The organism is Orbaceae bacterium lpD02 (assembly GCA_036251875.1).
GTDB lineage: Bacteria > Pseudomonadota > Gammaproteobacteria > Enterobacterales > Orbaceae > Orbus > Orbus sturtevantii.
Map to the genome: position 1 here is coordinate 1,744,821 of CP133960.1, position 13,968 is coordinate 1,758,788.

Consider the following 13,968-nt stretch of genomic DNA (forward strand, 5'->3'; position numbering starts at 1 on the left):
CTTTTATCCCCCTATACTACGGCTAAAAAGAGTAAAATAACTAAAGCTACAACGATATATAGGCTGTACACCCTATAATTCCCTTGCTGCAATATTTGCACTCTCTGCCCCACGGCTTGAGCAAAATTCACCACTTTATCGATAATTTGACCATCCCATAATGGCTCAATTTTTCTTGCCCAATTGGTCAGCTTATCAACAAAAAGCTTGGACCAACCACCAAAGTCGAAAAACTGCCGCAGACGATACAGCGCCGCAAACATAAAACGTAGTGGTTGAGTGAAATTGCTTGCTGATTGCGCCATATCATTTTCATATTGGTAGCCGCATGCCCATGGTTCGCCTTGCTGGCGAAAAGCAGGACGATAGCAACGTGTTACCGCGTAGATAACAAGCGGTAAAAGAATCAATCCAGTTAATAAGATGAAAATTAAGATAGGCGAAAGCTGAGCTTGCTCAGGATCACCAGGGATAAGCGTTAACCCGCTATTAACAGTAATATTACTACCGCTTTGCAACATATGCGGCTGAACTAATTGCATCGCGATATCAGCAATAAATGGCGCAACCATAAAAGCGCCAACGCCAAAAACAATACACAGTAGTGCCAATAGCAACATCGCACTAATCATTGATAACGGAACGTCAGTCACTTTAGCTGCTTTTTCAGTTTTCGGCGCACCACAAAAACAGATCCCATAGACCTTAACAAAGCACATTGCAGCCAGCGCCCCCGTTATCGCTAACATCACAATAGCTATTGGGCCGACGAGTTTTAATAGCACGTTATCAGAATTTGTTAAACTAAAAAGCGACTGATAAGTATACCATTCACTAATAAAACCATTTAAAGGAGGTAATGCTGAAATTGCCATACAGCCGATTAAAAATGCTATTGCGGTATAGGGCATCATTTTGGCTAGTCCACCCATTTTTTCCATATCTTTAGTGTGTAAGCGATAAATAACCGAGCCAGCACCTAAAAAGAGTAATCCCTTAAAAATAGCATGATTGACTAAATGATAAAGTGCGCCTAATAAACCTAATACCGCTAATGCTGGCGAGTTAATTGAGATCCCTATCATACCAACGCCCACACCCATTAAAATAATACCCACATTTTCAACCGTATGATATGCGAGCAAGCGTTTAATATCATGTTCCGCTAAAGCATATAAAACCCCTAGCACCGCAGAAATAGAACCAAATGCTAATACCACAATCCCCCACCATAGCTGCGTCGCACCGAGTAAATCGATACCGACTTTAATAATTCCAAATACGCCGATCTTAACCATTACACCCGACATAAGCGCAGAAGCATGAGATGGTGCAGCTGGGTGCGCTTTTGGTAACCACCCATGTAGCGGCATCATGCCAGCTTTAGCACCAAAACCAAAAAATGCTAATAAAAAAATGATTGAAGACATCACTGGCGAACAATCGAGCGTTCGAAAGCTAGCAAAATTAAGACTACCGGATTGAAAATAAAGTAAAAAGAACGATGCCATAATTAAAACAGAGCCGACATGGGCGATGAGAAAATAGATAAAACCAGCTTTAATCGCTTTTTCATCTTGCTCAGATATAACAAGAAAGTATGAGGCAAGCGACATAATTTCAAAAAAGATAATAAAATAAAATGCATTATCAACCACCATCAACATCACCATCGAGGCGATAAACAGATTCATAAAAAATCCTATCGCGCTTGCCCCTTTACCGACATATTCTTGTACATAAGATAGAGAGTAAAGCGATGAAATTAATGCGAGTAAAGAGATAACGGCAATCATAAAAGCCGCTAGCCGATCGAGTAATAATGGACAGTCAGAAAAGGCAAATGGGCTCAGCAGCGAGTACTGATAAATTTCACCAAATAGTAACGTTGGAATAACAGCTACTAATCCGAGCACCGCCGCTATCATCCCAATAATACCCGAAAGATAAATTGCAACTCGCTGTTGTGTAGTAAACAAAATAGAAGCCAATGAACCTAGCCCATAAACGATAATTGAACAGAGTAACAAGCTAAAACTTAATGGCATAATTATTCCCCTTTTAACTTCGCTATGTTGATATCAACTAACTCCGCTGACAGGGCAACAGCTTCTTGCTTAATTTTAACCGTATCATTGAGCGTATCATTACACACGAGGAAAAGCGCATCAGTTGGGCAACTCTTTATACAAGCGGGCCCTGATGATGAAAAATAGCATAAGTCGCATTTGACTGCGATCATCTTGCGGCCTGCATTCCACGCTAAAAATGGGCTAACGGATGCTGGACTTGCTGGTAATTGATTAAGCATCGACTCGGGAACATAGTTGCCATAGCATTCAGGCTTATCTACTGGCTCACTTGCGGCGGGAGTGATTGCGCCAAATGGGCAGGCTAATCCACATAATTTACAACCAATACATAAACTTTCATTTAATAAAACCGAGTTGTCAGTATGAGTAATAGCATTGACTGGACAAACTTTGACGCAAGGAGCATCCTCACAGTGTCGACATAGCACTGGAGCCGTGCCACTCTTACTATCACGCACGACAATTAACCTTGCATGGCCAACTAGCCCTACGTCTTTATGAGCGTCAATACAAGCCGCCATGCAAGTATTACAACCAATGCACTTTCTTGGCTCGGCTATCACAAAGCGATTCATAGCATGAACACCCCTTGATTTTAGTTTGAGTATGCTTACCGTTATTAAAATATAGTTAGCAAAATTTATGCCAATTTAAGGTATAAGCGCCTAATCATATAAGAGGAGATAAAATTATGATGTCAGTCATAATACAAAATATGATTAAGGATACGAATAAGTCTAAATTAAATCTAGAAGAATCATTAAATTGAAATTAAACGGATTGGCAATCAGCATTAAGGCTAAGTGTGTTTATGGTATGGGATAATCAATTATTAGCAGCCTGAAATCTACACTAATATATTAATGAGAATAGCGCGTTGTTCGCTAGGTGAATGGTATTTAGACATTTTTGTCGATTTTAGTGTCGATAATAATGACATTCTCGACACTAGCTATTAGGTTTAATTATAAAATAAACAACTCTTTTACGTGAATCATTTTTAAAATATAATTTATCTCACAAACTTCTTTTAAATTTAAGGACATACCACTATGTTTGGAAATAAAGTTAACCGTCAAATCATCATCTGGACAACACTCCTTGGCGGCTTTTTTAGCTCGCTGGTGAAATGGGGATCTGAAGTTAATATGCCCCCTCGTGTTCCTGGTGAAATATCACCACCCGCTGCGCATATCGACGCTTGGTTAGGTTGGCTCGGCATTGACTCACACTCACTTGATTATATTTATCAAGGTGGTTCAGTTCTTGGTGCGGTAACGCTTTACCATTGGCTGTTTAGCTTTGCTTTTGCCTTTGTTTATGTGGCAGGATCATTCTATTGCAACAAAGTGAGATTATGGTATGGCGCTCTGTACGGTATCGTTATAACTGTTGTGATGCACGGTTTTTTAATCCCATTATTGGGTTTTAGAAATCCAATATATAATAGCGGCGCCACGGGCTGGTTATGGAACCTTAATGCCTATGAGTTATGGAGTGAAATTCTTGGTCATATTTATTGGGCGGTATCGATTGAAATTTGTATGATTGCCGTCCTAGCCCATTTTGCTAGACCAATAAGAGGCGTGTGGCGTCAATAATTGGCTTAACCTACAAAAGCAGAATAATTCTGCTTGATGCTTGCGAAACTAATATATTAATTTCGCAAGCTACTCTCCCGATAAAAGCCCGCGTTTAACAGTGATAATCAGCTCTGCCAGCAATTAAAATAATCGCAAATAGCGCTTATATTTCCGACTGCCATTGCCTTTTTTGTGACCAATATCTCAATTTTCACTTTTAACACACTAAATGTGACATATATCACAAACACTTTCGTTCGAAAGATATGTAATAGCCAAAAAGAGGTGATGCATGATCTTTAATGTTCAACGTTATTCTACTCATGATGGGCCAGGAATACGAACTGTCGTATTTCTTAAAGGCTGCTCATTAGGTTGCTACTGGTGCCAAAACCCAGAAAGTCGCTCAGCCCAAAAACAAGTACTCTTCGATAAGCGGTTATGTATCAAAGATTGTCAATTATGCGTAACATTTTGTCCAAACGCGATTACGCGATTAAATGAGAGAATTTACATTGACCGAAATAAGCTCACTTCCGCTGATTATGAAACACTACAACATCTATGCCCGAGCTTAGCGATGACTGTGTGTGGCGAAATTAAAAGCGAAGATGACGTGATGGAGATGATCAATAAGGATGCGGCTTTTTATCAACGATCAGGCGGAGGCGTCACGCTATCTGGCGGTGAGCCATTTATGCAACCAACATTGAGCCAAAATATATTACAAAAATGCAAACAGCAAGGTTATCACACAGCAGTTGAAACGTGTTTACACGTACCGTGGAAAAGTATTCAGTCTTCACTTGATTTCATTGATCTATTCCTTGCCGATCTTAAGCACACCGATATGAAAATATTTCATCAGTGGGCAAATGGCAGTGCAAAGCGCATTTTAGAGAACTTTAAAAAACTCGCCAAAGTAGATAAAAAAATCATCATTAGAATACCGTTAATTCAAGGTTTTAATGCCAATAGAAACGCAATTAAAAGCATGATTGACTTCATTGCTAACGAAATTCCAACCAATGAGATTCATTTTTTACCTTATCACACTTTGGGGATCAACAAATATAACATGTTGGATATGCCCTATTATGCACCATCTGAGCCATTAGATGACGAAGATTTAATCCAATATGCAACCACTTATGCCAAGCTAAAAAATTTAACTGCCATCTTGCGAGGATGACAAGGAGAAGAATATGCCTACTTTAGATTTAACCAACGTTACACCAAGAATTCAAATGCATAAAGACGCATTGATTCAAATTACCAAGCCCGCTATCTGTGTTGAACGTGCGGAACATTATACTGAGTCTTACCAAAAAAACCTTGCCCAACCAGTGGTATTGCGCCGTGCTCTTGCGCTTGCCCATCATCTAAAACAAAAAACCATCTGGATAAAACACGATGAGCTTATTGTTGGTAATCAAGCTATTTCGCCAAGAGCCGCACCCATTTTTCCTGAGTATACCGTTGGCTGGGTAGAAAAGGAGATCGACGAATTGGGTGATAGACCAGGTGCGGGCTTTGAAGTAACAAAACATGACAAAGAAGTCTTGCATAGCATCTGTCCTTGGTGGCATGGACAAACGGTCATTGATAAATGCTATGCGCTGTTTACCGATGAACAAAAATCATTACTTGATACGGTTATGATAAAAGCAGAAGGCAATATGAATTCAGGCGATGCTCACCTTGCGGTGAATTTTCCGTTAATACTTGAAAAAGGCCTAGACGGTATACTGGTAAAAATAAAAGAGCGTCGAAGCCTTATTAATACAACCAATCTCGATGATTTTTATAAAGACCATTTTTTAAAAGCATCGGAGATATCGATGTTAGCTATGAGCGAATACATTGAGCGCTATGCTGAACTTGCGCAAGAAATGGCAGGTAAAGAGAGCCGTTTATGGCGTAAAAATGAACTATTACAAATCGCTAAAAACTGTAAAATTATCGCCCATAAACCGCCACAATCATTTTGGCAGTCCATCCAGTTATGTTACTTTGTTGTACTGCTATTACAAATTGAATCAAATGGTCACTCGGTCTCTTTTGGCCGGCTGGATCAATATTTATCTACGTGGTATGAACAAGACGTTGAAAACAGCCAAACTCTCTCTCGGGAATCAGCAATTGAGCTATTACATAGCTGTTGGTTAAAACTCTTAGAGGTTAATAAAATCCGATCGGGCTCACACTCTAAAAGCTCAGCAGGCAGTCCAATGTATCAAAACGTTACCATCGGAGGCCAAAAATTAGTTGATGGTCAACCGGTTGACGCAGTCAACTCACTGTCTTATGCGATTTTAGAGTCCTGCGGCCGCTTAAAATCTACGCAACCCAATTTAAGTGTAAGGTATTATGCTGGTATGTCCGATGGATTTTTAGATGCTTGCGTACAAGTTATACGTTGTGGTTTTGGGATGCCGGCATTTAATAATGATGAAATTGTGATCCCTGAATTTATAAAACTCGGCGTTGAACCGCAAGATGCCTATAACTATTCCGCGATTGGTTGTATCGAAACTGCGGTGCCAGGTAAATGGGGGTACCGCTGTACAGGTATGAGTTTTATTAACTTCGCTCGGGTTGCTCTAGCATCATTAGAAGGCGGAAAAGACGCAACAAGTGGTGTTGTTTATTTGCCACAAGATAAAGCGTTAAGTAAAGGTAATTTTAATGACTTTAGCGAGATAATGACGGCATGGGCGCAACAGATCCGCTACTATACCCGTAAATCGATTGAAATCGAATATGTTATTGATACTATTTTAGAAGAAAATGCCCAAGATATTATCTGTTCGGTACTCGTTGATGATTGTATTGAGCGGGGAAAAACAATCAAGCAAGGCGGCGCTAAATATGATTGGGTCTCGGGATTACAGGTCGGTTTAGCCAATACGGCGAATAGTTTTGCTGCCGTTAAAAAACTTATTTTTGAGCAATGTTTAGTTCAACAAACAGAACTCGCACAAGCCTTGGATAATAATTTTCAAGGTCTTACGGGGGAGTTGCTGCGCCAACGCCTAATCAATGGCGCGCCGAAATATGGTAATGATAATGATGAAGTCGATTTATTACTAACCGATGCTTATAATGATTATATTAATGAACTAAAAAATTATCATAATCCACGTTATGGTAGAGGCCCAATTGGTGGCACCTACTACGCGGGCACATCATCGATTTCGGCCAACGTGCCTTTTGGAGCGCAAACGGCTGCAACGCCCGATGGACGTAGAGCTTGGTCGCCGCTGGCGGAAGGGGCTAGCCCATCATCAGGAACAGACACATTAGGGCCAACGGCAGTATTTAACTCGATTGCTAAATTACCAACCGATAAAATTTTGGGCGGCGTATTGCTAAATCAAAAACTCAATCCATCGACGTTAGACAACCCAAGAGATAAACAAAAGCTAATGACCATGCTTCGAACATTTTTTGAGGTACATAAAGGCTGGCATGTGCAGTATAACGTAGTAGCAAAGGAGACTTTATTAGCCGCGAAAAAAAATCCCAATGAATACCGTGATCTCGTGGTACGCGTCGCTGGATATTCAGCATTTTTTACGGCTTTATCGCCAGATACTCAAGATGACATTATCGCGCGAACTGAGCATGTTATTTAATGTAAAGTAATCGAAAAAAATTATTTTTTTTAATATCATAAAATCAAAAGCTTTAAAGCATTTTAACCTTACTATTTGTAAGGGATTTAAGAGGAGAATCAACACCAAAAATTGAAAAACTCTCAACGCACTACGATTATTTTATAATGACAAATCTTTATTTGTTGATTACTATTTAGCTACGCTTATCGGTACTATTAATAATTAACATGAAGGTAGGTCATGCTTTATTTAATGAATATTAGACAACAAGAAATTATCTATGCAGTCAATGATATTGGTCAAATTAGTGTAAAAGATCTTGCTCGACAATTCGATGTATCTGTTGTAACAATCCGTCACGATTTAAACTTATTAGAACAAAACGGCTACTTAAAACGAGAGCATGGTTATGCCATTTCAATTGATAGTGATAATCTTGATGCCCGAATGAAAATTAAATTTCCACTCAAACTAAAAATCGCAGAATATGCAGCCTCATTAGTCAGGAATGATGAGTGCGTTTTTATTGAAGGCGGCAGCACCAATGCACTTCTTGCTAGGCATTTGGCGTACACAAAAAGAGTAACATTAATTACGTCAAGTTGCTATATTGCAGAACTCCTTAAAAATACTGATGCAAAAATCATCTTAATTGGTGGTGAATTCCAAAAGAGAAGTGAAAGCGTCGTAGGTGAATTGGCCAGTTTAGCAATTGCTCATTTAAATTTTGACAAAGCATTTATTGGCATCGATGGTTTTGACCAAGTATCGGGCTTTTCAGGGCGAGATCAAATGAGAACCGAGTTAGTTAATACCATTTTAACTAAAAACAGCGAAAATATTATTATTACTGACTCATCAAAATTTGGGCAAATTCATCCTTATACTTTTTCCCCGATACGAGCAATTAAACGCGTTATCACTGATCAGGAGATAAATACTAAAGATGAGCAATTTTTGCTTACAAGTAACATTATTGTAGATAAAGTTTACTAAGCTAGCCGCGCTAGCATCTTACTTATTTTCACTTTTAATGCATAGGTGTTTTTTAAAGCTACCTTTTCCGTTAAAATTTTATTGCAAATTATCGGCATAATAAAAAATCACACTTAGATAAAACTGGTAGACATAGCTAATGATAATCCTAGCTACGAATTTTTAAGGTTAACCCTTTAAGAAAATAACGTAATAGCTGATCGCCACATTTACGATAATTTTTATGATCAGGCTTACGAAAAATCGCACTTAGCTCAGGCTTTGAAACCCGAAAATCAACTGAATTATAAATATCGATCAGATCAGTATCTTTTAATGCAAAAGCAGCTCGCATTTTTTTCATTATGATATTATTGGTAACAACTGGCTCGACCTCTGGGATAGGAAAACGGTCATCCCTACCACGAAGAAGAAGAATTAAGCCATTTAAAAAGTGAACCATAACATAATCTGGGCATATTTTATAATCTGGTGTACCTTCTGCTTTTAGCCAACAATTTATTTCTAAAGGATCTACTTCTAATCCTGCTAGCTTAATAATATCACGCATTTTTTCATCATTAAAATTAAGCATATAGCGCACACTGCGCAATGTATCATTATTTTCCATCATGGTTCCTGCTTTAAACAAATAAAACTATCAATTTATTGCCCTAATATGGCCGACATACTAGAGGGGAATGGAGGTAAACTCAACAAAAAAATACGATAATAACAATATTCAATGTTCTAGAGGTGAAGGCTAGTATCCGTAACCAAAGTTTGATGAAAAACTACTTAAATATTGCCATCTTATTCAGCATGCCACCAACATTAGCGATAATGTTGGTGGCTGGTATTTATTGAAAATAACAACGATTAACCTTTATATAAGGGTGAACGTTGCCCATACATAAAACAACGATTTGATGCAGGATCAAATAGCGTTGAATTCGCCATTCCGGCCATCGGATAGTACTTATCACTTATATTATCTAATATTCGGTTTAATAATAGCCCTAGAACATTAAAATAACTTGTGCTGTCACCTTGAACAGTTATTTCGTTATTCCATAGTGTTTTACCAGTTCTTAAATCAACCAATGTGCCTGATGCTGAAACCTCTGGTGCACCAGAAAGAATCCCATAACTATAACCATATTGGTTAATATCGAAATATAATACCGCATCAGCACCAAAAATTTGACGCAATTTTTCGGTACTAACATTACGCATTTCACCTGCAACAGTTACGCCATTTTGATAAAAAGTTTCCTCAACAACCGCAATGGGGAATACATAATAACCAGCCTCAGATAGTGGGCGAGTTAATTGTGAAAAAAATGCGTTAGTCGCGTCGATATTGGCCGTCTTATTCTCTGGTAATAGCACTAAGATCGATTTAGGCTTACTCTCATTAAACGCAGTATAATCACAAGGTTTTGAACACCCCGTCAAAAAGACGGTTATTAATATTCCTAAAAAAATAATCCCTTTCTTCATTTTAGATTTCTCGTTTTTTGATTAAGTAATAAGTCCATAAACGTTGCAGATTCAACAAATAGCTGCTTTTCTATTTTAAATTGATTTTTTGCATCATCTATCTTACCGATATTGCTGTAAAGCAAACCTAAATGAGCGTGTAGTCCTGGTGGCGATAGCAACGATTTAGCACGAGACTTATCAATATTTTTTTCTAAAAGCTTAATTTGTTCTTCTACATTTACTTTACCTTGCTGGTGATATAAATATAGCGTTGCTTCATAATCATCCCAGTTATAGATATCTTTTTTGGCACAACCAACAACTAATAAAACAAGAAGTGCTGGCAATAATTTTTTTATAAACATTACAAACATCCTTGTATATTACTTAGTGGGATTCCATGCGCCTGATTGAATACCTGAAATTAAATCACTAACGGCTTCATTTATGGCTAAATCAATTACTTTATCATTAAGTGTCGCGTCATAACTTGCTTTTCCACCAAATCCAATAATTTCACGGTTTGATAAGCTATACTCACCAGCACCCGGGGCAGTATAAACAACCGCTGAAGTCTTAACATCAATAACATTAATAATTACTTTAGCATAAGCAACTTGAGTTTTTCCGCGACCAAGAATGCCCCATAATTGATTGTCGCCAACTTCTTTTCGTCCAAATTCGGTAATATTACCGGTGATAATATATCTAGCACCAATTAAAGACTGGTTTTTAGCACTAATTTTTGACTCATTTTTGAGCTCTTGTAAATTTGAGCGGTCAAGAACAGTAAATCTGCCCGTTTGCTGCAAATGGCTAATTAAGACTGTTTTAGTTTGATTACCTAGTCGATCAACTCCATCAGAAAAAAGACCATTTTGGTAATTTGAGCGATTTTCAAATTTACCGATGGCGATAGGGCTTTTAACACCTTGATAATTAGTACTGTAAGATTTAGTTTTATTTACTTCTATAACCCGAGAAGACTCTGTTGCACAACCCGTTAATAACACTACTGGCAAGAATATTGAGCATAATATATTTTTTTTATTAAATTTCATTAAGTTGTCCTTTTAAAATTAATTTTAATCCGTTGTCTTGTTTAAGAATAGAGAGTGCATCCATTGTGGTCTTTAGTTTAGATATTGATATTACATCCAATATAAAGTCAGATTTCATTATTCTTTGCAAAAACTGGCGTTGCAGTATCTTTTTTTTAATTAGTACTGTCAAGTTAAATTTAATTTAATCATATAGATAAAAATTATGCATAAACTACATCAAACAGATAATCCTTATATTGAAAATATTTTGTCACAATATTCTTTCGAAGAAATAGCAATAATAAATAGATAAAAAATTAATCATTTTTTTGCTTTTATACTATACTTAATGAAATGGGATTTTATTACTACATAATATAAAGCGGCTAACATCCGCTTAATTAAACAATGTAATAATAAGAAAGGTTAATCTGATAACTGATTGAATAATGTTATGCCTAAATATTCTCTTAAACAGAAAGAACGCACCATAATCAATAAAATTGATGCCCTACAAAATAGAGTGCCTTTTATCGTTATTTTTATTGCTGGCATGATTGGCATCGTTACCGGTTTTGTCGGTACACTCTTTCAATATGCTGTCAGCTGGGTTTCAACGTCGCGCATTGAGTTAAGCCTAAGTCTATTTGGTGATCACAATGCAACATATATTTGGTCATTTTTTATTGCGGCTTTAATGGGAGTTTTTGCCTATTATTTAGTGCAACGCTTTTCTCCAGAGTCTAGCGGATCAGGAATCCCTGAAATAGAAGGTGCACTCATTGATATGAGGCCCGTCAGGTGGTTACACGTTTTACCCGTTAAATTTTTCGGCGGGCTCGGAGCCTTAGGTTCTGGTATGGTTCTAGGTCGAGAAGGTCCGACAGTCCAAATGGGGGCCAATCTAGGGCAATTACTAGGAAAACTCTTTAAAGTCGAAAATAAAGATAATAAACACACCTTTCTAGCAACGGGTGCGGCGGCAGGGATCACAACCGCGTTTAATGCGCCATTAGCAGGTATTTTATTTGTAATAGAGGAAATGCGAGAAGAGTTTAACTACAGCTTATCATCAATCAAAGCAATCTTTATTGGTGTGATCGGTGCGTGCGTCGTTTATCGGTTGATGGTCAGCACGGCCCCTATATTTAATTTTAGTATTTATGCTGCCGTCCCACTAAATTCCTTATGGCTCTATTTTATTTTTGGTGCCATTATCGCCGTACTCGGAGCAATTTCGAATCGGAGTATATTAACCCTTCGCGATAAACTTAAATCTTTCTATCAATTAAAATCCTATTATTTTTTACTGGTAGGAGGACTGCTTGCCGGTACATTCGGCTTATTAAGCTTATATTTCCCAGCTGTTGCTGGTAGCGGGTTCGAGATAATTCCCAATGTTATTGACCAATTATATGGGTTATGGCCACTGTTCATTATTCTTGTGATTAGACTTATTGCTACGATTTTATGTTTTAGTTCAGGAGCGCCTGGCGGAATTTTTTCGCCAACTTTGGCCTTAGGCGCTATTATCGGAGTATTATTCGGCCTTGCTATGCAATCAATATTTCCTGCTTATCAAATAGAATTGGGAGCTTGTGCAATTATTGGGATGGCCGGATTATTTTCCGCCACCATTCGCGCACCATTAACAGGCATTGTGCTAATTATGGAAATGACAGGTAACTATTTACTCATCTTGCCGCTTATTATTACCTGTTTAGCCGCAACTTTTGTGGCGCAATCTTTAGGTCAAAAACCACTTTATACAGCAATTTTAGATAAACTTATTCAGCGGGATAGTAAATAAAATATTTGAACGATTATTTCCCCTAAGAAAATGATCAGCAATTAAATAAAAAATAAGGAGAAGGCAATGAATGAAGTAAAAGTTTCTCGTTTTGTTTGTTTGGTGATGACCCTGTTCCCAGCTTTATGGGGGCTGTTTAGCTTTTTAAATAATTTAGCTGGCTTTTCTGGCACCGTACAGTATGCTGTTGCGCCATTATTATCGATGCAAAATACAGCAAATAATAGTTGGTTAATGTGGCGTGCAATCGATGCTCCTTGGGCTGGCTATGTAGGGCTCGCGCTCATCACTACCGTAGAAACGCTAGGTGGAATATTTGCAAGCTTAGGGCTAATTATTATGGTAAAAAATTTTAATAAATCGTACATATTATTTAGTAAAGGAAAAGCCTGGGCGATGCTTGGAGCATCTTGTGCCGTTTTAGTTTGGGGGGTTGGCTTTATGGTTGTGGCTGGCGATTGGTTTATGGCTTGGCAAGCCAAAGTCAATCCACTAAATACTCAAATGGGTGCGATGATATATGCGCTTCCTTGTATAACAGCAATCATTGTATTATTAGCGCAAAAAGAGAGCCAATAACAAAGTTTAGTTACCCGTGCCAAATACCACATGATAAGCATCTCATTATGTAGATGGATGCTTATCGACTGACATCTTACTACTTACGTTTTTGTAGCGCAAAATAAGGATAATAACAATGTTACAACCCGTTAATCTAGAAAAATCTTATCGCCTAATTAACCACGGCCCAACGGTAATGCTTTCGGCAAAATATGCTAATATTGAAAATGTAATGTCAATATCATGGGTGTGTGCACTAGAGTTTAAGCCAGCGAAAGTTACGGTGGTGATAGATAAGAGTGCATACTCTCGCTCTTTAGTCGAGCAAAGTGGCTATTTTGCTTTACAAGTACCCTTTGCATCTCAAGCTGCTATGGTTATTGCCATGGGCGAAAGTTATAAACAAAATCCCCATAAACTAGCTGATAATAACATCGAATTATTCTATCAAGATGGAGTTGATATTCCCCTGGTAAAAGGCTGCTCAGCTTATATCTTGTGTAAACTAATACCAGAACCACACAATCAACACACCCACGATCTTTTCATTGGTGAAGTTATTGCAGCTTATGCTGATGATCGTGTATTTTGTGATGACCACTGGATATTTGACCAAGTCGCTGATGAATTAAAAAACTTACACTATGTTGCTGGCGGTCAATTCTATATAACCGGTAAAGGGTTAGAAGTAGAAGGCGGACCATAATGGCTACGCCTTATTTAGTAATAAAAATGATCTAATCTTATTTTCTATGGATAAGGCTGCCGACAATGATATCGGCTCGAATAACCACCACC

At 37.9% G+C, this 13,968-nt stretch carries 13 protein-coding genes; 7 read left to right on the forward strand and 6 right to left on the reverse strand.

The features are described from left to right. Nucleotides 1-11: 11 nt before the first annotated feature. Both hyfB and RHO12_07585 read right to left on the reverse strand, forming a co-directional pair. Entirely contained in the window at nt 12-2,048 is a 2,037-nt protein-coding gene (gene hyfB / locus RHO12_07580) for a hydrogenase 4 subunit B (GenBank protein ID WVD65249.1), read from the reverse strand. 2 nt (nt 2,049-2,050) lie between these two features. Further along, nucleotides 2,051-2,668: a 4Fe-4S dicluster domain-containing protein gene (locus RHO12_07585; GenBank protein ID WVD65250.1), complete on the reverse strand. Its 618-nt coding sequence runs from the start codon at nt 2,666-2,668 to the stop codon at nt 2,051-2,053. Between the two features lie 477 nt (nt 2,669-3,145). Between RHO12_07585 and RHO12_07590 the strand changes: the two genes are divergently transcribed. From RHO12_07590 to RHO12_07605, 4 genes are all read left to right on the forward strand, one after another. Next, on the forward strand, nt 3,146-3,694 hold the full coding sequence (locus RHO12_07590) for a DUF1440 domain-containing protein (protein ID WVD65251.1): 549 nt from the start codon (nt 3,146-3,148) through the stop codon (nt 3,692-3,694). Between the two features lie 274 nt (nt 3,695-3,968). Continuing rightward, the gene (locus RHO12_07595) at nt 3,969-4,868 is read left to right on the forward strand and encodes a glycyl-radical enzyme activating protein (protein ID WVD65252.1); all 900 of its coding nucleotides are present in this window, start codon (nt 3,969-3,971) and stop codon (nt 4,866-4,868) included. Between the two features lie 13 nt (nt 4,869-4,881). Continuing rightward, nucleotides 4,882-7,314, forward strand: a complete 2,433-nt coding sequence (locus RHO12_07600; protein ID WVD65253.1) for a formate C-acetyltransferase/glycerol dehydratase family glycyl radical enzyme — start codon at nt 4,882-4,884, stop codon at nt 7,312-7,314. Nucleotides 7,315-7,548: 234 nt separating this feature from the next. Next, nucleotides 7,549-8,292, forward strand: coding sequence for a DNA-binding transcriptional regulator YciT (locus RHO12_07605; protein ID WVD65254.1), 744 nt, complete (start codon nt 7,549-7,551; stop codon nt 8,290-8,292). A gap of 148 nt (nt 8,293-8,440) precedes the next feature. Here the strand turns inward: RHO12_07605 and RHO12_07610 are convergent, their stop codons facing one another. The 4 genes from RHO12_07610 to RHO12_07625 form a co-directional block, all read right to left on the reverse strand. Further along, nucleotides 8,441-8,905 (reverse strand): DUF1456 family protein, encoded by a 465-nt coding sequence (locus RHO12_07610; protein WVD65255.1) that lies wholly within the window; start codon nt 8,903-8,905, stop codon nt 8,441-8,443. Between the two features lie 245 nt (nt 8,906-9,150). Further along, nucleotides 9,151-9,774 carry a DUF799 family lipoprotein gene (locus RHO12_07615; GenBank protein WVD65256.1) on the reverse strand — a complete coding sequence of 208 codons (624 nt, stop codon included), beginning with the start codon at nt 9,772-9,774 and terminating at the stop codon, nt 9,151-9,153. Next, nucleotides 9,771-10,121: a DUF4810 domain-containing protein gene (locus RHO12_07620; protein WVD65257.1), complete on the reverse strand. Its 351-nt coding sequence runs from the start codon at nt 10,119-10,121 to the stop codon at nt 9,771-9,773. The genes RHO12_07615 and RHO12_07620 overlap by 4 nt, the downstream gene beginning before the upstream one ends. An 18-nt stretch (nt 10,122-10,139) precedes the next feature. Next, nucleotides 10,140-10,817 carry a CsgG/HfaB family protein gene (locus RHO12_07625; GenBank protein WVD65258.1) on the reverse strand — a complete coding sequence of 226 codons (678 nt, stop codon included), beginning with the start codon at nt 10,815-10,817 and terminating at the stop codon, nt 10,140-10,142. A 436-nt stretch (nt 10,818-11,253) separates the two neighbouring features. Between RHO12_07625 and clcA the strand changes: the two genes are divergently transcribed. From clcA to RHO12_07640, 3 genes are all read left to right on the forward strand, one after another. Next, complete coding sequence (gene clcA, locus RHO12_07630) at nt 11,254-12,609, forward strand: H(+)/Cl(-) exchange transporter ClcA (GenBank protein WVD65259.1); 1,356 nt, start codon at nt 11,254-11,256, stop codon at nt 12,607-12,609. Between the two features lie 66 nt (nt 12,610-12,675). Beyond that, nucleotides 12,676-13,188, forward strand: a complete 513-nt coding sequence (locus tag RHO12_07635) for a DUF2165 family protein (GenBank protein WVD65260.1) — start codon at nt 12,676-12,678, stop codon at nt 13,186-13,188. Nucleotides 13,189-13,306: 118 nt separating this feature from the next. Then, on the forward strand, nt 13,307-13,876 hold the full coding sequence (locus tag RHO12_07640; GenBank protein WVD65261.1) for a flavin reductase family protein: 570 nt from the start codon (nt 13,307-13,309) through the stop codon (nt 13,874-13,876). Nucleotides 13,877-13,968: the final 92 nt, after the last annotated feature.

Bases quoted from the DNA above. Each gene is read 5' to 3' on its own strand.
- hyfB (WVD65249.1), bottom strand. From the start codon at position 2,048: ATGCCATTAAGTTTTAGCTTGTTACTCTGTTCAATTATCGTTTATGGG.
- RHO12_07585 (WVD65250.1), bottom strand. From the start codon at position 2,668: ATGAATCGCTTTGTGATAGCCGAGCCAAGAAAGTGCATTGGTTGTAAT.
- RHO12_07590 (WVD65251.1), top strand. From the start codon at position 3,146: ATGTTTGGAAATAAAGTTAACCGTCAAATCATCATCTGGACAACACTC.
- RHO12_07595 (WVD65252.1), top strand. From the start codon at position 3,969: ATGATCTTTAATGTTCAACGTTATTCTACTCATGATGGGCCAGGAATA.
- RHO12_07600 (WVD65253.1), top strand. From the start codon at position 4,882: ATGCCTACTTTAGATTTAACCAACGTTACACCAAGAATTCAAATGCAT.
- RHO12_07605 (WVD65254.1), top strand. From the start codon at position 7,549: ATGAATATTAGACAACAAGAAATTATCTATGCAGTCAATGATATTGGT.
- RHO12_07610 (WVD65255.1), bottom strand. From the start codon at position 8,905: ATGATGGAAAATAATGATACATTGCGCAGTGTGCGCTATATGCTTAAT.
- RHO12_07615 (WVD65256.1), bottom strand. From the start codon at position 9,774: ATGAAGAAAGGGATTATTTTTTTAGGAATATTAATAACCGTCTTTTTG.
- RHO12_07620 (WVD65257.1), bottom strand. From the start codon at position 10,121: ATGTTTATAAAAAAATTATTGCCAGCACTTCTTGTTTTATTAGTTGTT.
- RHO12_07625 (WVD65258.1), bottom strand. From the start codon at position 10,817: ATGAAATTTAATAAAAAAAATATATTATGCTCAATATTCTTGCCAGTA.
- clcA (WVD65259.1), top strand. From the start codon at position 11,254: ATGCCTAAATATTCTCTTAAACAGAAAGAACGCACCATAATCAATAAA.
- RHO12_07635 (WVD65260.1), top strand. From the start codon at position 12,676: ATGAATGAAGTAAAAGTTTCTCGTTTTGTTTGTTTGGTGATGACCCTG.
- RHO12_07640 (WVD65261.1), top strand. From the start codon at position 13,307: ATGTTACAACCCGTTAATCTAGAAAAATCTTATCGCCTAATTAACCAC.